This is a genomic window from Bradyrhizobium sp. SUTN9-2, from assembly GCF_003122645.1.
Taxonomy (GTDB): domain Bacteria; phylum Pseudomonadota; class Alphaproteobacteria; order Rhizobiales; family Xanthobacteraceae; genus Bradyrhizobium; species Bradyrhizobium yuanmingense.
Genome location: NZ_LAXE01000001.1, coordinates 5096650 through 5117614, shown reverse-complemented (window position 1 = coordinate 5117614; position 20965 = coordinate 5096650). Strand labels below are relative to the sequence as shown.

At 65.0% G+C, this 20965-nt stretch carries 24 protein-coding genes; 9 read left to right on the top strand and 15 right to left on the bottom strand.

Annotation, left to right across the window (positions count from 1 at the left end):
* Entirely contained in the window at positions 1-660 is a 660-nt protein-coding gene (gmk, locus tag XF30_RS23755; protein WP_036000695.1) for a guanylate kinase, read from the top strand.
* Here gmk and XF30_RS23750 read toward each other — a convergent pair.
* Entirely contained in the window at positions 593-1795 is a 1203-nt protein-coding gene (locus XF30_RS23750; RefSeq protein ID WP_192893233.1) for a hypothetical protein, read from the bottom strand. The genes gmk and XF30_RS23750 overlap by 68 nt on opposite strands.
* Before the next feature lie 268 nt (positions 1796-2063).
* Between XF30_RS23750 and XF30_RS23745 the strand changes: the two genes are divergently transcribed.
* The 3 genes from XF30_RS23745 (at position 2064) to XF30_RS23735 (ending at position 3590) form a co-directional block, all read left to right on the top strand.
* Positions 2064-2381, top strand: a complete 318-nt coding sequence (locus tag XF30_RS23745; RefSeq protein WP_036000689.1) for an ArsR/SmtB family transcription factor — start codon at positions 2064-2066, stop codon at positions 2379-2381.
* Positions 2378-2863: an SRPBCC family protein gene (locus XF30_RS23740; protein WP_036000685.1), complete on the top strand. Its 486-nt coding sequence runs from the start codon at positions 2378-2380 to the stop codon at positions 2861-2863. Before XF30_RS23745 ends, XF30_RS23740 begins: the two co-directional genes overlap by 4 nt.
* A gap of 115 nt (positions 2864-2978) precedes the next feature.
* Positions 2979-3590, top strand: coding sequence for a cupin (locus XF30_RS23735; protein ID WP_036000681.1), 612 nt, complete (start codon positions 2979-2981; stop codon positions 3588-3590).
* Here the strand turns inward: XF30_RS23735 and XF30_RS23730 are convergent.
* Both XF30_RS23730 and XF30_RS23725 read right to left on the bottom strand, forming a co-directional pair.
* Positions 3578-4279, bottom strand: coding sequence for a Crp/Fnr family transcriptional regulator (locus XF30_RS23730; protein ID WP_109144006.1), 702 nt, complete (start codon positions 4277-4279; stop codon positions 3578-3580). The two genes, XF30_RS23735 and XF30_RS23730, sit on opposite strands and share 13 nt — an antisense overlap.
* Before the next feature lie 17 nt (positions 4280-4296).
* Positions 4297-4536, bottom strand: a complete 240-nt coding sequence (locus XF30_RS23725) for a hypothetical protein (RefSeq protein WP_109144005.1) — start codon at positions 4534-4536, stop codon at positions 4297-4299.
* Positions 4537-4691: 155 nt separating this feature from the next.
* Here XF30_RS23725 and XF30_RS23720 point away from each other — a divergent pair, with 155 nt between their 5' ends.
* Positions 4692-5429, top strand: coding sequence for a Crp/Fnr family transcriptional regulator (locus tag XF30_RS23720; protein WP_109144004.1), 738 nt, complete (start codon positions 4692-4694; stop codon positions 5427-5429).
* A gap of 10 nt (positions 5430-5439) precedes the next feature.
* On the opposite strand, the gene XF30_RS23715 is transcribed toward XF30_RS23720, so the two are convergent.
* The 9 genes from XF30_RS23715 to lptF form a co-directional block, all read right to left on the bottom strand.
* Positions 5440-6159 carry a Crp/Fnr family transcriptional regulator gene (locus XF30_RS23715; protein WP_109144003.1) on the bottom strand — a complete coding sequence of 240 codons (720 nt, stop codon included), beginning with the start codon at positions 6157-6159 and terminating at the stop codon, positions 5440-5442.
* A 187-nt stretch (positions 6160-6346) separates the two neighbouring features.
* Positions 6347-6553: a hypothetical protein gene (locus tag XF30_RS23710; protein WP_109144002.1), complete on the bottom strand. Its 207-nt coding sequence runs from the start codon at positions 6551-6553 to the stop codon at positions 6347-6349.
* A gap of 74 nt (positions 6554-6627) precedes the next feature.
* A complete protein-coding gene (locus XF30_RS23705; protein ID WP_109144001.1) occupies positions 6628-7686 on the bottom strand; it encodes an alcohol dehydrogenase in 1059 nt (352 codons plus the stop codon).
* A 27-nt stretch (positions 7687-7713) separates the two neighbouring features.
* Positions 7714-8568 (bottom strand): 16S rRNA (adenine(1518)-N(6)/adenine(1519)-N(6))-dimethyltransferase RsmA, encoded by an 855-nt coding sequence (rsmA, locus tag XF30_RS23700; RefSeq protein WP_109144000.1) that lies wholly within the window; start codon positions 8566-8568, stop codon positions 7714-7716.
* Positions 8568-9635, bottom strand: coding sequence for a 4-hydroxythreonine-4-phosphate dehydrogenase PdxA (pdxA, locus tag XF30_RS23695; RefSeq protein WP_082641457.1), 1068 nt, complete (start codon positions 9633-9635; stop codon positions 8568-8570). Before pdxA ends, rsmA begins: the two co-directional genes overlap by 1 nt.
* On the bottom strand, positions 9635-10570 hold the full coding sequence (locus tag XF30_RS23690; protein ID WP_036000650.1) for a peptidylprolyl isomerase family protein: 936 nt from the start codon (positions 10568-10570) through the stop codon (positions 9635-9637). Before XF30_RS23690 ends, pdxA begins: the two co-directional genes overlap by 1 nt.
* Positions 10571-10631: 61 nt before the next feature.
* Positions 10632-13070 carry an LPS-assembly protein LptD gene (locus XF30_RS23685; protein WP_502696167.1) on the bottom strand — a complete coding sequence of 813 codons (2439 nt, stop codon included), beginning with the start codon at positions 13068-13070 and terminating at the stop codon, positions 10632-10634.
* Positions 13071-13120: 50 nt separating this feature from the next.
* Positions 13121-14218 carry an LPS export ABC transporter permease LptG gene (lptG, locus tag XF30_RS23680; protein WP_109143998.1) on the bottom strand — a complete coding sequence of 366 codons (1098 nt, stop codon included), beginning with the start codon at positions 14216-14218 and terminating at the stop codon, positions 13121-13123.
* Positions 14215-15381 (bottom strand): LPS export ABC transporter permease LptF, encoded by a 1167-nt coding sequence (gene lptF, locus XF30_RS23675; protein ID WP_109143997.1) that lies wholly within the window; start codon positions 15379-15381, stop codon positions 14215-14217. Before lptF ends, lptG begins: the two co-directional genes overlap by 4 nt.
* A gap of 338 nt (positions 15382-15719) precedes the next feature.
* On the opposite strand from lptF, the gene XF30_RS23670 reads away from it, so the two are divergent.
* From XF30_RS23670 to XF30_RS23660, 3 genes are all read left to right on the top strand, one after another.
* A complete protein-coding gene (locus XF30_RS23670) occupies positions 15720-17219 on the top strand; it encodes a leucyl aminopeptidase (RefSeq protein ID WP_057028975.1) in 1500 nt (499 codons plus the stop codon).
* 6 nt (positions 17220-17225) lie between these two features.
* Positions 17226-17678 carry a DNA polymerase III subunit chi gene (locus XF30_RS23665; protein WP_057028976.1) on the top strand — a complete coding sequence of 151 codons (453 nt, stop codon included), beginning with the start codon at positions 17226-17228 and terminating at the stop codon, positions 17676-17678.
* 158 nt (positions 17679-17836) lie between these two features.
* Positions 17837-18319, top strand: coding sequence for a hypothetical protein (locus tag XF30_RS23660; protein ID WP_081494469.1), 483 nt, complete (start codon positions 17837-17839; stop codon positions 18317-18319).
* Between the two features lie 39 nt (positions 18320-18358).
* Here the strand turns inward: XF30_RS23660 and XF30_RS23655 are convergent, their stop codons facing one another.
* Together XF30_RS23655 and XF30_RS23650 are read right to left on the bottom strand one after the other, a co-directional pair.
* Positions 18359-18832, bottom strand: coding sequence for a hypothetical protein (locus tag XF30_RS23655; protein WP_109143996.1), 474 nt, complete (start codon positions 18830-18832; stop codon positions 18359-18361).
* A gap of 23 nt (positions 18833-18855) precedes the next feature.
* Positions 18856-19224: an antibiotic biosynthesis monooxygenase family protein gene (locus XF30_RS23650; protein ID WP_109143995.1), complete on the bottom strand. Its 369-nt coding sequence runs from the start codon at positions 19222-19224 to the stop codon at positions 18856-18858.
* 97 nt (positions 19225-19321) lie between these two features.
* Here XF30_RS23650 and XF30_RS23645 point away from each other — a divergent pair, with 97 nt between their 5' ends.
* Positions 19322-19792, top strand: coding sequence for a MarR family winged helix-turn-helix transcriptional regulator (locus XF30_RS23645; RefSeq protein WP_109143994.1), 471 nt, complete (start codon positions 19322-19324; stop codon positions 19790-19792).
* A 116-nt stretch (positions 19793-19908) separates the two neighbouring features.
* Here XF30_RS23645 and XF30_RS23640 read toward each other — a convergent pair whose 3' ends face one another.
* Complete coding sequence (locus XF30_RS23640; RefSeq protein WP_141697615.1) at positions 19909-20886, bottom strand: hypothetical protein; 978 nt, start codon at positions 20884-20886, stop codon at positions 19909-19911.
* Positions 20887-20965: the final 79 nt, after the last annotated feature.

The window sequence follows — 20965 nt, the reverse complement described above, 5'->3', positions numbered from 1 at the left end:
ATGACGACGGGCGGTCACGGAACTGACGGTGTCGAGCGGCGCGGATTGATGTTCGTGCTGTCCTCGCCATCAGGCGCGGGCAAGACGACGCTGTCGCGCATGCTGATCGACCGGATGCCGGGCTTGAAAATGTCGGTATCTGCGACCACGCGCGCGATGCGGCCGGGCGAGGTCAACGGCAAGGACTATACGTTTGTCGACAAGGCGACGTTCGATGCCATGGTGAAGGCCGACGAACTGCTGGAATGGGCGACGGTGTTCGACAACAGCTACGGCACGCCGCGCGGCCCCGTGGATGCGGCGTTGTCGGCCGGCCAGGATGTGCTGTTCGACATCGACTGGCAGGGCACCCAGCAATTGAAGCAGAAGGCGCGCGCCGATGTCGTCAGCGTCTTCATCCTGCCGCCCTCGGCGGCCGACCTCGAGAAGCGCCTGCACTCGCGCGCGCAGGATTCCGACGAGGTGATCCGTAAGCGGATGAGCCGTGCCAGCGACGAGATGAGTCACTGGGCCGAGTACGACTACATCGTGATCAACCACGCGGTCGACGAGGCGTTCGCCGAGGTGCAGTCGATCCTCAAGGCCGAGCGTCTCAAGCGCGAGCGGCGGATTGGCCTCGTAGGCTTCGTGCGAAGTTTGCAAGGTCAGCTTCAAGGTTAGGCCGCGACAGGCGCGGCCCTTCCTTCGCCAGCTGCTCCAGCATCGTCGTGATCGCGTCGACATCGACGGCATCGGTATCCCGACCTGCCGGCGCGTCATCGCGATCCGCCTCAATTTCGTTGGCGGCAAGCTTGGGTGCAGCAGCCCGATCGAACAACTTGATCTCGACCTTGTCGCTTCTGGACTCGACCGGTTCCGCGGCCGGAGCGGCGGCACGTTGCCTGCGCGCGTCGATCAGCTCGATCTCGCGGCCGATCGCGGCGAGTTTCGTCGCTTGTCTTGTCGGTTGCGGACGAGCCGCATCGAAGTCGATCGGGCGCGGCGGCTGGGCGGCGGCCGGCGGTGAATCCCGCCAGGGCGCGTGGTTTCCGTCATGGTCCTGCGGCGCCCAATCGTCCCAATGCCCGCGGCGGTCGGCGGCCCTGGCGCGGACCCGTCCGCCGGCGAAGCGATAGATGACGCTGGCGAGGATGCCGGCGAGCGCCAGCGCACCGCCGATCACGAGCATCAGCATTTGCAGCGAACCGCCGGACTTGTCAGTCGTGCCATCGGCCGCGGGCGGGAGCGGAGCAGGGGATTTTGACGGCTTCGCGTTTGGCTGCGCGGCTGCTGCAACCGTGGTTTCCGCCGGCTGATGCGCTGGCGCGGTGGACGCTGTGGAGGCCTCGGGCCAGCGCGCGGTCACGGCCGGCTGCTGCGCGTTGGTTTCGGCGACGCTGCTCGGCGGCTGCGGCGCGACCGCGGGTGCATTCGCTGCAGCCGGCGCGGGCGCGGCCATGTTCGGCGTGCCCGCTGCGGCACTCGTCTGCGGCGCGATATATTCCGCGCGCGCGTTCTGCACGGCCTGCGGCGGTGCTGCATCCGGCTCGGATGTATCGGTCGTCGCCTGCGCGGTCTGTGCGGCTTTGCCGCCTGCGGCGCGCAGATACCAGCACTTGCGCTTCGTCGTGCGATCGAGGCGGTAGTACCAGTGCTGGCCCTGCGGCGTGGCATCCTTCGGCGAAGCCAGGCAGTCGGGCGCCGCGGCGGCCGTGCTCGATGGCGTCGGCGCGTTCTGCGATACCGCGGCCAATGGCGCGCCCGCGAGGATGCTGGCGACGAGGGTCGAAATGAACTTTGCGGCGCGGTTGCCCATCCTGGTCTCCCGGTTACGCATGACGCAACTCTCAACGAGCCCCTTCTCGTCAAAGACTTGGGTGGCAATGAGCCGCAAATCCGGAGAGGATGTGGCTTGAATCGGGCCTGCGCGACGTTCGTTCCGCCCCCGGATGAGACTCTCCGAACGTCACGATCAGAGTTCCACGCCACGACCTGAGCCGGTTGACACGATCATAAGTCAGTACTAATCATTAGCAGTAACTTATGACAGGTCGAACAAGCGTGGCATGGGGCGGGGAGTGTCTATGGCTAAGGACAGCGCACAACTGGCCGCACTCGGCGATCCCACCCGCAGGCGGATCTTCGAGCTTGTCGGTGCACGGCCACGCACGGTCGCCGAGATCACGCGACAGCTGCCCGTGTCCCAGTCGGCCGTCTCACAGCATCTCAAGGTGCTGCGCGAATCCCGCTTGGTTCGTGCAGAGCCGAAGGGCGCCAGCAACGTCTATTACGTCGATCCGGCGGGACTCGGCCAGATGCGAGCCTGGCTCGACCGGTTCTGGAGCGACACGTTGGCCGCTTACAAGCTAGCCGTCGAAAAACCATCGGAGGGATCCAGATGAACACACGTGTATCGATTGCGCCCGTCAAACATTCCATCGTCGTCGAGGCGCCGATCGAGCGCGCGTTCAAGGTCTTCACCGAAGACTTCGGCAGCTTCAAGCCGCGCGAGCACAATCTGCTCGCCGTTCCCATCGCAGAGACCGTATTCGAACCTCGGGTGGGCGGAAGCATTTATGATCGGGGGATCGACGGCAGCGAATGCCGCTGGGCGCGCGTGTTGGCGTTCGAACCACCCAATCGAGTCCTCTTGAGCTGGGACATCAGCCCGCGCTGGCAAATCGAGACCGATCCCGCCAAGACGAGTGAATGGGAGGTCCGGTTCATTGCGGAGACACCAAGCCGGACCCGCTTGGAGCTGGAGCACCGTCACCTCGATCGGCATGGCGAGGGCTGGGAAGGCGTCCGCAGCGGCGTTGACAGCGATCAGGGTTGGCCGCTCTATCTGCGGCAGTTTGCCGAACTGATTGCCGCCAAGCGTTGACGCGCTTCCTTCCGACGCCGCGTCATGACGAGGAGAGGCCCTGTCGGGCCTTGCTCCGATCGGGCCCGGAAACTTCTCACCTCCGCAGCCGTTATTTCGCGGCTGAGGAGACGTCATGCCGGTCAAGGATCAGATCAAGAACTTCGCCAAGAAGCTGGTAGAGGAGCAGCCCGATGCAGCGACGCTGCGGGGGCTGGTACGGGCCCGCAAGCCCACGGCCATGCACTTTCGCGATGACGGCATCGTGCCGAACCATCCGCGCTTCCCGGCGCTGCTCTATCGCGGCGCGGTGAAGCTGAACGGTCGGCGCTTTCCGCCCGAGGTCGTCATCGATACGCTGTTCGACACCAATGGCTGGGGCCGGTCGTGGCGCGACACCGTGTACGACTTCGTCCACTATCATTCGCAGATCCATGAAGTGATGGGCGTGGCGCGCGGCACGGCGAGGATCGAGTGCGGCGGGATCAAGGGCCGCATCCTGAAACTGAAAGCCGGGGACGTGCTGGTCCTGCCCGCGGGCACCGGCCACCGGCTGATCGAATCCAGCCGGGACTTTATGGTCGTCGGCGCCTACCCGCAGGACGGCACCTATGACGAGTGCACCGACACACGCCAGCGTCCCGACGCGGTCAAGCGCATCGCCAAGGTCCGCAAGCCGAAGACGGATCCCGTGCTGGGGAGCGGCGGACCACTGCTCGCCGCGTGGCGGTCCGCTCAGCTTAGATAATCCGGCGAGAAATCCGCAAGTCTGCGCAGCTCGTCGGGCTGGAGCAGCTCGATCTCGCTGCCTTCCCACGCGATCAATCCGCGGTGCCTCAGCTCCTGGATGGTGCGGTTGACGTGGACGATGGACAGGCCACAGGCGTCCGCGACGTGGCGTTGCGTCATTGGCATCTGGAAGCAGTTGCGCTTGACGAGGCCGACGATCTCCAGCCTTGCGGCGAGCTCGCAGATGAGGTGCGCGACCTTGGGCAGCGCCGCCTGCGCGCCGAGGCGGGCGATCCATTGCCGCGAGATGGCCGCGTCGATCAGCGTCTCGCGCCAGAAGACGCGGGTCAGGTGGATCGAGCTGTCGAGCAGCTGGCGGAGCTGGCTGTGGGCGACGGTGCCGACGATGGTCGGGCCGAGCCCCACGAGATCCGCGTCCATCGGCGAGACCAGCAGCGTGTGCAGGCATGGCATGTCGCCGGGAACATGGAAGGCGAGGGTCTGGCTGCGATCGCCGACGATGCGCGACTGGTAGAGAAAGCCGCTGACGATGAAGACGCAGCGGGTCGCGGCCTCGCCCTGGCGCAGCACGATCTCGCCATCCGCGACCTGGCGCAGCGTGGACGGCAAGCCCGCGATCTGCCGGCGCTCGTCCTCGGACAGGCCTTCGATCGCTTGGAGACGCGCGATGAACTTCGAATGCGGCATGAGCCTCGCGTGCCGCTTCAGCCGTCCCGCGCCACCGGCGCTTCGGCCAGGCGACGCGACAGCTTTGCAAGCGTCCAGTCGGAGACTGGTGCGGATCGGAACTCGCGGATGGCGCGGGCGAGCTCCTGATCCGACATCGGCCGGACCGGCTCCCTCAGCGTTCCCTTCAGCAAGGCGTCTCTGATGCTGTCCAGATGCTCGCCGGCATCGGATGCAAACAGGCGCCGGATGCGCTCCAGGAGAGTGGTGCTTTTCATGTTAAGGCCGGCTGGTCCGAATGGGGGGAATGGCGTGGCTGCGATCGATGCGTCGCAAGCCGGTTAGCAACCTGTGCTTCCGATCTGCGTTCTAGTCCGCTGAATGCAAGCCGGACGTATCATTTGATAGAACCGGCGCGATTTTTGGCGGCGCCATGGAAAAAGCTCACGACGTGCTGATACGGAACCTCGGCGAGCACACCGCGCTCGCAGAGGAGGATATGGGCGAGATTCGCGCGCTGACCTTCATGCTGCGCGATTTCGCGCCCAATGAGGATTTCATCCGTCAGGGCGACGAACCCGAGCATTCCGCTTTGGTCGTCTCCGGCATGGTTGCCCGCTATCACCTGCTCGGCAGCGGGCGGCGGCAATATCTGGCGTTCCATCTCACCGGCGATCTTCCGGATGCGCAGGGGCTCTTCATCGACCAGATGGATCACGGGCTCAGCGCGCTCGGGCCGGCGTCGGTCGCGTTCATTCCGCACCGCGAATTGTTCATCGCGTTCCGGCGGCGGCCGACCTTCAGCCTCGCCGTCTGGCGCGAGACGCTGCGCGATGCCGCGATCTTTCGCGAGGCCATCACCAACAACAGCGCCCGGCCGATGCAGATGCGCATGGCGCATCTGTTTTGCGAGCTGTTCTACCGTGCCCGCGCGGCGCAGCTGGTGCGCGGCAATCGCTGCCGGTTGCCGATCAGCCTCGCACAACTCGGCGAGACCCTCGGCATGGCGATCGCGACGGTGAACCGGACGCTCGCCGATCTCAGGCGCAGCGGCGCGATGGATCTTCGTGACGGCGAGCTGGTCGTGCTGAAATGGCGCGAGCTGCAGCGGCTCGGCGATTTCAGTCCGGCCTATCTGCATCTGAAGCGGCAGTCGCCGCCGCGTGAGTGAGACGGAGGCATCAACCCTCCGCGGTTGTCGCTCCACCGCGCACCTCGTGGAAATGCTTCTTCACCCAATCGTTGCAGCAGCAGGCTCTCGCTTCGAGCGCTGCTGCGTCGAGGATCAGGATGGCGCCGCGGCGGGTCGCGAGGATGCGCCGCGCCTTGAACATCTGGATGACGCGGCTGGCATAGCTGCGGGAGACGCCCAGCATGCCGGCGAGCTGCTCGTGGGTGAGAGGAATCTCGGCTCCGCCGATATGTTCCTGCGCGGACATGATCCACTTGGCGGCCCGCTGCTCGATCGAATGCGCAGCGTTGCAAGCCGCAGTCTGCAAGAGCTGCGCGAACTGGCAGTCGGCATAGCGCGCGAAGGCCTCCTGGAGCGTCGCCGATCTCTGCTGCGCCTGCTCGAGCGCGCGCAACGGCAGCCGCATCAGGGTGCCGCCAAACTTCACGACCATGCGCGAATAGGCGAGCGATGAGCTGGGGCCGGCGGCGATGCCGACCGCACCCTCGCGCCCCACCAGCAGGCTTTCGACCTCGCGGTCGTCCTCGACCGGCACGGCGAACGACACCAGCGCGGGACCGCATGGAAAATGGACCGCGGCGACGTCGTCGCCGGCGTGATGCAGGATCTGGCTCGCCTCGAGTTCGATCGGCTGGAGGTGAGGAGCGAGCAGTTCGAAATCCTGATGATTGAGCTGCCGGAGCAGATCGTTCTGGGGCCGACCGGTCACATTGTGTTCTCTTGGGCGGGCCGGGAATCGGCGCCAGCGGCAAACCTACGTTTCCGCGGCGGAACCGACGGTTCCAAAGTGCACACAACGGACGTTCGAACGTTGAAAACCAGAGCACGGCGTCGCGGCTTCAGCGGGCTGGGCGGCAGAGAGGATCGTCAGCCGCAGCGGACTTCGCGATCCCCCGTCAGCCGGCCCTGTGCGCAGCGGCGCGGTAAGCGTCGATCGCCCGGTTGGCGAGCATCAATTGCCGGCGCTCACCGGTTCGAAGCTGCGCCTCGATGGCGTCGAGCAGGAAGTTCGCGCTCGCGTCCGGTGGCCCGAGCTCGCCGCTCTTCTCCAGGCAGCTCCAGGCGATGAAGAATGCGCTTTCGACGGTGCAACGGATCGACATGCGCAGCCAACGCGGCGCGGCCGCAGGCGTTCCGTGCGGCGGGCGAGACTTGCATCGGACCCGCCGCGCCGCGGTCAGTTCTTCAGGACGATGCGGCCGACGACCTTGCCGGCACGCAATTCGTCGATCCACTTCTGCACGTCGCCCATCGGCTCCTCGCGCATCGGCGTCGGCTTGATCTTGCCGGCGCGGGCGAGCGCCATCAGCTCATGAGCCTCCGCGAGCGTGCCGACCATGAAACCTTCGATGGTCATGCGCTTGTAGACCCATTGCACCATCGGCAGCGTGAACTGGCCGCCCATCAGGCCGGAGACCACGATCTTGCCGCCGCGCGCGGCAACCGCGACGGCAAAGGCCATCGACTTCTCGTTGCCGGCGAAATCGACGACCTCGTCGAAGCCGCCCTCGGTCTCTTTCAGGATGCGTTTGATCACGTCGGGCTCGGCCGGATCGTAGGCGACGGCTGCACCGTTCTTGAGTGCGGTCTCGCGCGCGGCCGGCGAAAGGTCGGCGACCGTGATCGGCTGCTTGAACATCGCCTGCGCGAACGACAGGCCCATCATGCCGACGCCGCCGAGACCGATCAGCAGCAAATTGCGCTGGCGCGGACGGTCGACCAGGCGCTTGAGCGCGCCATAGGCGGTGACGCCGGAACACATCAAGGTCGCAGCCTGGTTGACGGGCAGGGGATCGTAGTCGAGCAGGTACTTGGCGTCGGGGACCAGCACGTGGGTGGCGAAGCCGCCGTCGATGGAGACGCCAAGGAAGCGTTGCTTCACACAAAGATTCTCGTCGCCATTGGCGCAGTCGCGGCACTGGCCGCAGCCGATCCACGGAAACACCGCCTTCTTGGCGCCGACGAGGCTGGCCGGAACATCGGGGCCGACCTCGTCGACGACGCCCGCGATCTCGTGGCCGAGCGTGAAGGGCAGCGTCATGCCGCGCGTGGTGTCGAGCTTCTTGCCGCCGCCGAGATCGGCATAGCCGTCCTGGATGTGGAGATCGGAATGGCAGAGACCGCAGCGCTCGATGCGGACCAAGACCTCACGGCCCTGCGGCTTGGGCGTCTCGACGATGGTCTCGCACAGCGGCGCATCGAACTTGACCAGGGACTGCCGACGCATCAACGCCATTTTCTTTCCTCCGGAATTCTTGGTTACTCAGTTTTCGCTGCGTATATCCGCCAATTCACGCGCCATGGCAACAAAGCCGGAGATGGGAATGGTCTCGGCGCGCCGCGTCGCGTCGACGCCGGCGGCTCGTGCAAGCCGCGCCGGATCGACATTCAGTGATTTCAGGCTTTGCCGCAGCATTTTCCGGCGCTGGCCGAAGGCGGCGGCGGCGACCTGTTCGAGCATCCTGCGATCGCAGGCAAGCGGCTCTGCGCGCGGCTTGAGACGCACGACGGAGGAGGTCACCTTCGGCGGCGGCACGAAGGCGGACGGCGCAATGTCGAACAGGATCTTGGTCTCGCAGCGCCAATTGGCGAGCACGCCGAGCCGGCCATAGGCCTCCTCGTCCTCGCGCGCGACGATGCGCTCGCCGACCTCGCGCTGGAACATCAGCACCATCATCTCGTACCAGGGCGGCCAGGGCTCGGTAACGAGCCAGTTGATGAGAAGCTGGGTCGCGATGTTGTAGGGCAGGTTGGCGACGATCTTGGCGCGTTCGCCCGCGAGCAGCGGGCGTGGATCGAAGGTCATGGCATCGCCATGCACGATCTCGAGTCTGCCCGGGTAGCGCGCGGAAATATCCTGCAAGGCGGGGATCGCGCGCTCGTCGTGCTCGATGGCGATGACGCGGCGGGCGCCGAGCGCGAGCAGCGCCCGCGTCAGCCCGCCCGGGCCGGGGCCGATCTCGACGATGGTGGAATCCTCGAGCGGTGCGGCCGCACGCGCGATGCGCGCGGTGAGATTGAGGTCCAGCAGGAAGTTCTGGCCGAGCGATTTGCGCGCCGACAGCGCGTGCTGGCGAATGACCTCGCGCAGCGGCGGGAGGTCGTCGATCGCGCTCATCAGCTTTGCGAGGCGGCCATGCGGCTCGCAAGCTTGAGCGCGGCGATCAGGCTCGCCGGATTGGCCTTGCCCGTGCCGGCGATGTCGAAGGCGGTGCCGTGATCGGGCGATGTGCGGATGAAGGGCAGTCCGAGCGTGACGTTGACGGCGTCGTCAAAGGCGACGGTCTTGATCGGGATCAGCGCCTGGTCGTGATACATGCAGACCGCGCAATCATAGGTCCGTCGCGCCGCCTCGTGGAACATGGTGTCGGCGGGCAGCGGCCCTCTGGCCTCGATGCCGTCGTTGCGCAGCGCTTTCAGCGCCGGGACGATGACGGTCTGCTCCTCGTGGCCGAGCGAGCCGTCCTCGCCGGCATGGGGATTGAGACCGGAGACCGCGATGCGCGGCCTTGCGATGCCGAAGCGGGACTTCAGCTCGGTGGCGACGATGCGGACGGTCGAGACGATCAGCTCGCTGGTGAGCTCGCCCAGCGCATCGCGCAGCGAGACGTGGATGGTCACGGGCACGACGGCGAGCTGGGGCGACCACAGCATCATCACCGGCTGCGGCACGCGGCCGTTCTCCGCGGCGAGCTCGGCGAGGAATTCGGTATGGCCGGGATGACGGAAGCCGGCGCGGTAGAGCACGCTCTTGGCGATCGGGTTGGTGACGACGGCGCCGGCACGGCCCGCGCGCACGTCGAGGACCGCCTGCCGGATCGAGGCGAGCGCGGCCGGCGCGCTGGATGAATCGGGCTTGCCGGGCTCGGCGGTGGCGCGCTCGCCGGTCGCGACCACGGGCAGGGCGTCCGTGAACGCGGAACCCGCTTCACTGGGGCCCACCGCGGCGATCCTGATATCGGCGCCGAGCGCCTTGGCGCGGCGCGCGATCAGGGCCTCGTCGCCGAGCAGATAGAAGGCGGGCAGGTTCAGCTCGCCCCGCCTGAGCCAGGCCGCGATCGTGATGTCGGGGCCGATGCCGGCGGGCTCTCCCAGGGTGAGGGCAAGGGGCTTGGCTGCATGGGGCTTGGTTGCAAGAGGCTTGGCTGCGGACTCGGTTGAGGGCTCTGAGAAGGGCTTGGCCATCAGCGGTTGCGATATTCGATCATCGCCGCCTTGCGCAGCTCGTCGAGATAGGCCTTCTGCGTCTTCTCGTACTTCTCCTGATACATCTTCTCGCGGACCTCACGCTTCTTCGGCGTGTCGATCATGGTCGGCTTGCGCGAGCACAGCACCACCATCTCGATGCCGTTCTTGGTCATCTCGGGCGCGGTCAGGCGGCCGATCGGGGTGTCATCGAGCACCTTGCGCAGCGGCTCCGGCAGCTCCGCGGTGGTCTTGGTGACGGTGTCGCGGATGGTCGCGTTCGGTGTCGAGCGGAACAGCGAATTGGCCTCCTCGCAGCTCCCGACGCGGGCGCGATAGGACTCGGCTTCTTTCTTCCGGGTTTCCAGGAACGCCGCCGACGAGCCGCGCGGCACGATCAGCACGATCGGCTGCATCTTGTACTCGGTGCCCTCGATCTGAAGCTTTTCGCCGGTCTGCGCCTGCACGGCCTGCGCGACGTCGCGCTCGCCGACCAGCAGCTTCTCCTTGAAGCGGCCGCGCACGAGGCTGCCCCAGACCATCTCGGCCCTCATGCGGCTCTTCAGCGTCTCCGGGCGGACGCCCTTGGATTCGAGCGACTTGGTGAGCTGATCCGGCGTGATGCGCATGCGCTGCGCCATGCCGTCATAGGACTGGTTGATGTCGGAGACGCTGGGATCGACGCCGTATTTCTTGCCTTCCTTGATCTTGACCTTGTCGTCGATCAGCACGTTGATGACCTCCTGCCGGCTGGGGGTCTTCTGTGTCGACAGCTGGTCGAGCTTGATGCGCTGCTCGATGTCGAAATCGGTGATGGGATCGCCGTTGACCATCACGGCGATGTTCTGCGCGCGCGACGGCGAGGGCAGGGCGGCCAAGATCAGCCCGGCACCGATGGCGAGAAGGAGGCGGAAGACAGGCAATGGCGTCGTCATGATGTCGCTCGCATGTCGGCCGCGTCGAGATAGGGCAAACGCGGCCGGCACTTCAAACCATTTACTGGAGGCCGGCGGAACTGCTGGACGTCGTTGAGTTCGCCAGCGTGCGCAGGCCGATTTGGAACATGAACGCGTGGCTCAGCGTGGGCGGTGCGGTGCCCGCCGAATAGCTATACGAAGTTACGTAATTCGCCGCCAGCACGAAGCAATCGTCGACATAGCCGGCACCGAGCACATATTGGTTGATCTTGTTGGCCTCGAGGTCCCAGCGCGCCGAGCCCGACACCACCCAGTTGGTCGCAACCTTCAGCGAGCCCGTGGTCAGGATGCCCTCGCGGCGGGTCAGATAGCCCAGCTCCGGCTGCTCTGCGTAATTGCCGTACAACACGCTGACCGACCAGCGATTGAAGTTGGCGCGGCCTTCCGCCTCGAAGCGCTGCACGTTCCAGGTCTGCTCGTCCATGCGGGAGCGGACGCTGAACGTGTAGGTGCTGTTCGGCGAGTAGTTGGCGCTCGCAACGTAATCCGACCGCGGCTTGTCGAGGCCGGAGTTCAGGCCGGTATTGATGGCATCCTGCACCGTGAAGGAGTTCAGGCCGAAGAGGTGGTAGGACTGGCCGAACAGCACCTTGACGGCGCCGCCCCTGTCGAACTGCGTGGTGGACTGCACGCCGACATTGGCGCGGCCGCCGCCCTCGACGCGGTCGTAGCCGGAGAACTTGTCGACGCTGAACAGGTTCGAGGCGTCGAACACCAGGCTCTGGGCGTCCTCGTTCGGCAGCCTGCCGGCATAGGTCTCGTTCGGCCGGATGATGATCTGCGCGATCGGCTCGAGGGTGGTCGAGCCCCAGGGCTGAACGTTGATGAAGGGATAGCGGTACTCCAGGCCCAGGGTCGGCATCAGGCGGAACGCCTCGGTGTCGCCGACGGGCAGGTAGTTCGACACGCCGGGCTGGTTGGAGACCGAGGACCTGATCGCGTCGGCACGCAGGCTCGCGAACGGCGTCCAGATCTGGCCGAACGGGTCGGTGAAGGACTTGCGCCACTGCGCTTCCGCGGTGAGGCGGGTGTAGGTGCCGGGGAAGCCGCGCAGCAGGCACTGCGAGGGCATCCGCGCCAGCGGATCGGCCGATGCCGTGGTGCACAGGCTGTTGGTGTTGGCGAGCGTCGTGATCGGGTCGAACACCGCATCGTCGCGCGACAGGTTCACGAAATTGGTCTTGTAGCTGACCTCGCCGCCGAAGACGGGATAGTTGAGCACGTTGGAATAGTCGATCACCGGGTAGACGATCGGCACCTGGCTCTGGTTGCCCGAATAGCTCAGCCAGTACATCGTGCGCGCATCGAAGAAGCTGCGGTTGCCGACGCCGGTCAGATAGAGCTGCGACAGCGCTTCCGTCGGCAGCAACAGGAACGAGCCGAGCGGATCGCGGTACTGATAGAGCCGGTAGTCCGAGAAGAAGTAGTAGTCGGACATCAGCACGCCGTCCCAGCCCCAGACCCATTTGTCGTTGAGGGCGAACTGACCCTTGGTGTCGATGGCGCCGCGGAACTCGCGGTCGCCGGGCAGCCCGGCGAATGCTCCGGGATCGAGCTGGTAGATGCCGTAGGCACGGATCTGGTAGGCGCCGTCGATCAGGCGCTGGCGGAATTCGCCCTGCAGCAGCGCGCCTTGCCGCGACAAGAAGCGCGGGGTGATGGTTGCGTCCATGTCGGGCGCGATCGCCCAGTAATAGGGGACCTCGACGCCATAGCCCGTTCTGTCCGTGCCCGAAATATAGCCCGGCATCAGGAAGCCGGATTTACGCTTCACGGTCGGGTCGGGCGTCGAGAAATAGGGCATGTAGGCGAGCGGCACGCCGAAGAACTCGATCTGTGCCGTCTCGAAGTACAGCATCTTCTCCTGCTGGTCGTGGATGATGCGGGCACCCTTGACCTGCCACAGCGGCGGCTTCTTCGGATCGTCCTTACACGGCGCGCAGGCCGTGTAGACGCCATTCTCGAACACCGCGTAATTGCCGCTGGAGCGGTCGGCGCGGCTCGCGGCCATGCGGGTCTGGTCCGCCGTGTCCACGCGCAGCGAATCGACGAAACCGTCGCGGTAATCGTCGGAGAGATCCAGGATCTCGGCATAGGTGATCTTGCCGTCGGCATCCGTCATGCGGATGTTGCCCTCGGCATGCAGCCGCTTGGTCTTCTGGTCGTAGATGACCCGGTCGGCCTCGACGCTGGTGCCGTTGTAGAACAGCTGCACGTTACCGACCGCGGAGACGCGCGAGTTGTTGTAGTCGTAGTTCACCTCGGTGGCCTGAACCAGCATCTGGTTGTCGTTGGGGGCCTTTGGCGGCTTCGCACGCGGCGGCAGCGGATTGTAGGTGAAGCTCTGGGCCTTCGCCGGCGCCACGGCGGCAGCGTCGATCAAGCCGCCGAGCGAGGCAGCCGCGACGACGGCAATCAGGAGCCTGCGGACGGACAAGTCGCGCCCGTTCGCGCGCACCCATGTGCGCCGCGTCAAACGAGACACGAGCCCTCGGCGGACGGCAGTCACTATCCGTCCTCCTGATAGAGCAAGGCCAAAAAGCCGGTGAGGCCGCCCACCACAACGGGCAACCACGCCGCAGCGATCGGATGCATCAACTCAGCCTTGCTCAAGTCCTCAGTTACTTTCGACAGAACGTAGAGCAGAAAGCCTGCGCCCACGCCACTCAAAACCATCTTCTGCACGCCGCCCATCCGGAAGAAGCGCAACGACACGGAGGCCGCGAGCATCACCATGGCTGCGAGCAAAAACGGCTGTGCCAGAAGCTTCTGATACTGGAGTCGGTATCCCGCTGTCGCGAAGCCCGAGCTTTCGGAGGAGCGGATGTAGCTCGGTAGTTGCCAAAAGGACACAGTCTCGGGGGTGGAAAAGCTGTTGCGGACCTGCGCCTCGGTCAGCGTGGTCGGAATCTCCAGGGTGGCCTGGTCGATCGGCGGTCCGTCCAGCGAGAAGCGGCGGACGCCCTTGAACAGCCAGCGGCCGGCATCCAGCGTCGCCTCGCGCGCCTCGACCCGCTCCTTGAAGTGCTGGTCCTGGTCGAACCGGAACAGCGTCAGCCCGGTCAGCCGGATGCCCTGCTGCTCGCTGCGCGCCGCATTGATGATGGTCTGCCCGTCGCTGGTCATCTGGTTGAGCCAGAAGCCGGAGGCGTCCTGGATGCCGCCGCCGGGTGCGGAGCCGAACAGCTCGGCCTCCATGCGCTTGGACAGCTCGCGCAAATTGGCCGACATCGGATTGTAGGCGACGGTGGCGATCACGCCGATCAGGAGCGCACTGCCGAGCGCGGGCGCGATGAACTGCCAGGCGGAGATGCCCGCGGCGCGCGCCACCACGAGCTCGAGCCGGCGGGAGAGGGCGAGATAGCAGGTCATGGCGCCGATCAGCATGCAGAACGGCGTCAGCTTCTCCAGGAGCTGCGGCACTCGGAACAGCGAGGTCTCGGCCACCATGAGCGCGGAGGCGGATGCAAGGCCCGAGGTCTTGCGCACCATCTCGATGTAGTCGACCAGCACCAGCAGCAGGAAAATGCCGCCGAAGACGCCGAGCGCCGCGACCACGAAGCGGCCGGCGAAATAGCGCCCCAGTGTGTTGTTGAGCATGCTCATGCGGTGGCCGGACGTCCGAACAGCCGTGCGATCCGTGCATTCGACCGGTTGATGGCCTCCATCAGGCCGGGAGGCGGCTCGACCACGACACCGCGGATGATCATCCACAGCCCGACGCCGATGGCGCCGAAAACCATCGCATATTGAGCCAGCACCGCGCCCGGCGACTTCACCGCCATCACCGAGCAGGCGAAACCGGCCATGCGCAGGCCGAACACCGCCACGATCGAGGAGGCGATGGAGAAGTTGCGGCTCTGGCGAGTGGTGCGCGGCGCTCCGAGAAAGGCAAAGGTCAGCACCGCAAAGGCGAACGGATACATCGGCGCGAGCAGGCTGTCATGCAAGGCCGCGCGGAACTGCCCTGGAATCTGCTTGTAGACGGGATCGTTGTCGGATGGCGAGAACAGCTCCCAGAGATAGCGCTCGCGGATGCCGAGGGTGACGTCGCGGCCCTTGGCGAATTTCGACATGTCGAAGCCGTAGCGGCCGAAGGCCACGAGCGCCGGATCGCGCTTGCCCGCCTCGAAGCGCTGGAGATTGCCGGTTTCCAGCACCAGGAACGAGCCGGTCTCGTTCTTTACGACCTCGCCGTGCTCGGCGACGATCGAGACGCGCTCGTTCGGATCGCGGCGGTCGTCGATGAAGATGCCGGCGAGGATGCCGCCCGGTTGGCGTTCGCGAATCCGGATCGTGAGGTTCTCGTCGAGCCGGGCGAAGCGGCCGGGCTGCAGGATGTTGGTGAGCACGTCCGCGGTGATCTCGGCATCCCACTGCTTGATGCGCCGCATCCCGTCTGGGGCGAGATAGGCCGCGATGAAGGCGACCAGCAGCGCCACCACGCAGGTGGCATACAAGAACGGAACGAACAGCCGGATCGGCGAGAAGCCGGCGGCATTCATCACGATGATCTCGGAATCGGTCGCGAGCTTGTTCAGTGTGTGCGAGATCGCGATCATCAGCGCGATCGGCGAGATGATCAGGACCAGGGCCGGGATCACGAGGCTGGTGATGCCGAGGAAGGTGAGGATGGTCTGACCCTGGCTCGTCATCAGGTCGATGCCGCGCAACGCCTGCGTAATCCAGATCACGCCGGTGAGGCTGACCAGGACCAACGCAAACGACGCCAGCGTCGTGCGGAAGATATACCTATCGATCGACCCCATGCGCTACCGCACGAATTCCCACCAAGCCCCAATTCCGATCGGAATTCCGGCTGCCCAACCAATCCCCGATCAGGGGATCCCCAAGGTCGGCCAACAGCTCTTCCGCCAGTTCATCCTCTCACTACCATCCCTTTGATCCGTCAACAAAATGGCTGCCCCGTGGCACCCTCATCATATGGTTAATATTTCGCTGTTGTGGCGTGGGGGCCACGGCGGAGCTTGGCATCTGCGGGGCGGGTGGCCCATAGTGGGGGACGCCTCAGTGAATCGCCGTTCAGCTCCGGTTGTGGCTGGAACGCCCGAACGACGAAAAGCCCCATCTTTTGGAGGAGTTATCCATGTCCGATGCCATCAAGGTCGGCTTTGTCCCGCTGTCTGCCGCCCCTCGTGGCATCCTGGTCGTGTTCTGCGACGACGGCCTGAAGCTCGGTCCGGCGACGGTCAAGGCCCTCGGCGGCGCTGCCGAGATTGTGAAGCGCGCGGCGGCTGCGGCCGCCTTCAAGGGCAAGAGTGGTGCTGCGCTGGACATTCTGGCGCCGGAGGGGGTGAAGGCGACCCGGCTGATCGTGATCGGCGCCGGCAAGGCGACCGGCCTCAAGGCCAACGATTTCCTCAAATTCGGCGGTGTGGCGGCCAGCAAGCTGCCCGCCGGCACCAGCGCCATGACCATCCTGGCGGAGCTGCCGGGTGGCGCCCTGACCAGCGAGCAGGCGGTTGCGATCGCCTCGGGCCTGCGCTTACGCGCTTACAAGTTCGATCGCTACAAAACCAAGAAGAAGGACGGCGAGGAGGGCGGCGCGCGCGCCGACGTCTCGCTTGCGGTCGGCGATGCCGGTGCGGCGAAGAAAGCGTTCGCCGCGGCCGGCCATGTCGTCGACGGTGTGATCATCGCACGCGACTTCGTCAACGAGCCGCCGAACGTGCTTTTCCCGGAGGAGTTCGCCCGCAGAGCGGGTCAGCTCCGCAAGCTCGGCGTCAAGGTCGAGGTGCTCGACGTCAAGGCGATGCAGAAGCTCGGCATGGGCGCGCTGCTCGGTGTCGGCCAGGGTTCGGCGCGGCCGAGCCGCACCGTGATCATGCGCTGGGACGGCGCCAAGAAGGGCGAGGCCCCCGTCGCCTTCGTCGGCAAGGGCGTCTGCTTCGACACCGGCGGCATCTCGATCAAGCCGGCCGGCAGCATGGAGGACATGAAGGGCGACATGGGCGGCGCGGCCTGCGTCGTCGGCCTGATGCATGCGCTCGCCGCGCGCAAGGCGAAGGTCAACGCGGTCGGCGCCATCGGCCTCGTCGAGAACATGCCCGACGGCAACGCGCAGCGGCCGGGCGACATCGTCACCTCGATGTCCGGCCAGACCATCGAGATCATCAACACCGACGCCGAGGGCCGCCTCGTGCTCGCCGACGTGCTTTGGTACGTCGCCAAGAAGGTGAAGCCGAAATTCATGGTGGACCTTGCGACGCTGACCGGCGCCATCATGGTGGCGCTCGGCACCGAGCATGCCGGCATGTTCTCCAACAACGACGAACTGGCCGACCGGCTGCTCACGGCAGGCATCGAGAGCGGGGAGAAGGTCTGGCGCATGCCGCTCGGCCCGGAATACGACAAGCTGATCGATTCCCAGTTCGCCGACATGAAGAACACCGGCGGCCGCCATGGCGGCTCGATCACCGCCGCGCAGTTCTTGCAGCGCTTCGTCGACGGCGTGCCCTGGGCCCATCTCGACATCGCCGGCACCGCCATGGGCGCGCCGAAGACCGACATCAACCAGAGCTGGGGCAGCGGCTACGGCGTTCGCCTGCTGGACCGCCTGGTCGCCGACCATTACGAGCGCAAATGACCCGACATGACTGAAGTGCTGTTTTACCATCTGCAAAACATGACGGTGGAGAATGTGTTGCCGCCGCTTCTCGAGAAATCGCTCGAGCGCGGCTGGCGCGTCGTGGTGCAGTCGACCTCGGAGGAGCGCGCCGATGCGCTCGACTCGCACTTGTGGACCTATCGCGACGATTCATTCCTGCCGCACGCGACATGGCGGGTGAACGATGTTGCCGACCAGCCGATCGTGCTGGCGATCGAGGGCGGCAATCCCAATGGGGCCAATGTCCGCTTCCTGGTCGACAACGCCGCGCTGCCGGAGGACGCGCAGGGCTATGAGCGCATGGTGCTGCTGTTCAACGGCGACGATCCCGACGCGCTTGCGCTCGCCCGCACCGCCTGGACGGATTGCAAGGCGCGGGGATTTGATGTCACCTATTGGCAGGCCGACGACCGCGGCCGGTGGCAGAAGCGCAGTTAGCCGCAATTAATGATAATTTGCACTTTTCGGGCGATGCTGGCTTCGGCCACCTTCATGCCGCAAAGGGATGTTGGGACAATCGCTTAGGGCTGGTCCTTCACGTGGGGAATTCGTTTATCGTGCGACATCAAAAGCTTCCCGGCTCGCTCTTGATTGCGTTGGCTGCCGTAGCACCGCTGGTCGCGGGCTGCGCGGGCGGGGCCGATTTGCTGTCGAAGGATGCCGAATGGTTCCAGAAACCCGGCCGCCTCTTCATCAAGAACATCTCGATCGAATCGCCGCCGCTGACCCCCGACAAGCCGGTGCGGGCTGAGGATCTCGTCAGCGCCGACGGCGCCTGTCCCGGCATGGCGCCGCCGCCCGGACCGGCCGATGCCAATGCCTCGACGACGCCCGCGCCGATCGGCGGCACGGTCGCGCTCGGCCACACCGAATGCGACGTGGTGCGCGGCATCGGCGCGCCCTCGACCGTCAACCTGTCCAACGACGCTGGCGGCCGCCGCGTCGCCGTCGTCACTTGGACCACTGGTCCGCGCGCCGGCATCTACACGTTCACCGCCGGACGTCTGTCCTCGATCGAAGGCAATCCGGACCCGCAGCCGGTGCCGAGGGCGGCCAAGGGGAAGAAGAAGCAGGCATAGGCGGGGATCACTTCCGCAGCAGTGAAAGAATCTTCGCGCTCAGAGGATCGGCTTGGTGCTCAAGCGATCAGGCTCGCGAACGCGGAAACGGCCCTTCATCTTGAGGCCGTCACGCATGTTGAGACCGAGCAGAACGATGTTCGCTGCTCCGGCGGCCAGCTCGAGAGCCTGCACGGCGTAGAACGTGGTGTCGAACTCCGCGGCCTTCGCCTTGGAGGCAAGAAACAACGCGGCGGGAATCAGAATCAGGATGCCGTTGCCGGCAATGAACGGCATGCGTTTGATCTTCGCACCGATCAGGCCGGCGCGCCGCTGCCTTGCCAGGACGAATCCCGAGCCTCCCGTCGCCGCAAGCATCGGAATGAGCAGCAGGAAGCCCCACGGTATGGCGGTCTTCACCATGGCTATGGTCTCGTGTGACGCAAACAGCTCGGTGAGAGCCGTGGAAAGCCAGAAGGTCGCAATGGTGATCAGTGCGACCGCTCCCGCGACTGGGTGGATGATCTTGGTCATCGGTCTGCCGTTTTCGAAGCGAGCTACGCCACGCAGATGCCGGGCACCGCGATTTTCTGGAACAGGTGGGGGGAGGCGACCGCGGATGCGGGGTAAGCCGAGATCTTCGACCTAAACTCGGGGTGCGTGAACGCAGCCCGGAAGTCGGCATTCGTCTGCCAAACCGCGTAGTTCAGATAGGTGGGGCTTTCGCCAATCGCTCGGTGAAGCTGGGTGGAGATGAAGCCCGGCTGCCGCTTCATGAAGGCGGCATCGTCCTGCCAGACCTGGAGAAAGCTTTGTTCGTCGGCCTTGTCGAGCGTGAACAGATTCACCAGCACCAAAGGGCCGGTGTCGATGCCGAGCTGACGCTCGATGGGAAAGTCAGGGTCCAGTGGGCGTAAGCGTGCCATGACGAACTCCGTCGAGATGGTTTTATGATGTCAATATGGTACTATATGCAATCTAGTAATTTGACATCATGATGTCAATAACTGTCTATGGTGACGGATGCGGAAATCCCAACGGACGCCGGCCGGCGATGCCCTGACGAACCTCATGCTTGACTTGTTCCGGCTGAACAGCCTGCTCCTGACCGCAGGGGACCGTTTGGTGGCCCCGCTCGGGCTCACCAGCGCCCGCTGGCAGATTCTCGGCGCCATCGTGCAGGCAGAGCGACCGCAGCCGGTAGCCTGGCTCGCCCGGGATCTCGGCGGCAATCGCCAGAACGTGCAGCGGATCGTCAACGACCTCCATGCGGAAGGCCTCGTTGCCTTCGAGGCCAATCCGCATCACCGCCGCGCACAGCTCGTCGTCCTCACCGACAAGGGGCGGCGCGCTTTCGACGCCGCCATGGCTTTGCAGATGCCGTGGGTCAACAGCCTTTCCGAAGGGCTTGCGGTCAAGGATCTGCAAACGGTTCATCGCATCGTCGCGGCACTGCGGACGAAGCTCGAGAGCGAAGCCGAGGCGCAGACGTGAGGTGGGCGATGGCGAGGCCGCGTGCAGGTCGCATGTCCTCCATCGAAGGCAATCCGGACCAGCAGCCGATGCCGAGGGCAGCCAAGTCCGAAGAGGAAGCAGACGTAAGGTAACGGCTACGGCCGTCCCTTCATTGCATCTTCGAACAACAGGATCTGACCGCTCAGTCCCCTGAATGTAGTTTTCTCGGGCCAAATTTTCTCGAGCTCGCCGAGCAGATGGCGGGTGAGCGGCTTCCAGTCCCAACCCGACCTTAGAGAATAGATGCTGAGGGTCATGCCTTCATCCGCACGAGTAGGATGGATACGAGCGAGCCACGGCTCGTCGTCCACGCTGATGCTGATTCCGGCATCGTTGCACAGGCTTACGCTCCGCCATATGACGTTTCCATCCTGGCTGTGTACGTCGCGCCGAATTGATAGCGCTTGCGCTTGACCGAAGTCGGCGAAGGTTTGCTCGAGTTTTTTCCATTCTTCGGGCGGCACCCTTAGATTTGCATGGACTTGTAGTCGGACGGGCGTGCGGCTGTCCCGGAAGAGATTGTGGCAGCTTTTGTCTCTTACGACGACCGGCAGGACGAAGACGCCGCATGTCAGAAGGACGGCTGCAGAAACGACACGCCATGATCGTTCATCAGACCCGGATATTCGTATGGCGGCCCAAAAGGTGAGGCCGCCAACAAGGCCCAACGAACCCAGGAGTCCTAAGGTGCTGACGTACTCGATCCAACCAAACGGGGGTGGTGCGCCGTTGAACCAATTGATCGTTGTCGGCGTGCCGCCACCGATCATGGAAATCAATGCTAGGACTCCGAATGGCATTGCCCCGACGGCGAAACCTCCGAGAGCGCAGGCCGCAATCCCGACGTGCGATCGCTTGCGGCTGATGAGAAGATAGAGGGGAAGACCGAGCAGCACTGCGTGCGCCGTTGCGACCATGAACGTCGTCATGGTCAGGTTCAGGCCTTGCGTGATCACGACGATATTGATCGTCTCTTCGATCTGCATGAAAGATGGGATGACGAACGCAATGGTCGCAGCGAACGCCGCAAGTAGAGCCGCAGCCAATAGATGCAAATGCCGCTGAAATCGCATGTCGAGTGGTGGCCCAGATTGTCGTGATCCCACAACTGACAACTTAAAGCATGATGCGGAAAAAGGGCGAAGCGGTTTT